At 52.1% G+C, this 413-nt stretch carries 1 protein-coding gene; it reads left to right on the forward strand.

All coding sequences use genetic code 11. The features are described from left to right. Window positions 1–413: hypothetical protein (locus tag H5U36_06150; protein MBC7217718.1), on the forward strand; the 413-nt coding region annotated here is incomplete at both ends.

The raw sequence follows: 413 nt of genomic DNA on the forward strand, positions 1-413 counted from the left end.
TTGTACCTTCTCTGCAGTATCCCCAAAGGTATTTCCCTTGAGGTTGCAAGAGGCATTGCGGCGCAAAACGGCTGGATTTTCCTTGAGAGTTTCGAAGGCGAGGTCATTGAAGGGTACCTGGTGCAGAGAAAGGCATACGTTAACCTTACCCGTTTTGCCCTTGAAGCACTCCAGGAAGCAACGTATGTGGTGAGTGCGGACCAGAGAATTCTCATCCAGGCTACCGGACTTGGGAAAACGGTGGTGCCAGTGCAAATGGAGAAAGTTGCCGAAACGGCAGACCTCTTTTTCCATCCGGTTTCCCTTTTTGAGTACAATCAGGCGATGGGAGCTCGGTTTGGAAGAAGAGGTGCCATAGAACTCATCGCTTCCTTCCTCCTCTGGGGGGTTGTGGAGGATCCGGCTCTCTCCAG

It is taken from the genome of Candidatus Caldatribacterium sp., assembly GCA_014359405.1.
Lineage (GTDB): Bacteria > Atribacterota > Atribacteria > Atribacterales > Caldatribacteriaceae > Caldatribacterium > Caldatribacterium oleiphilum.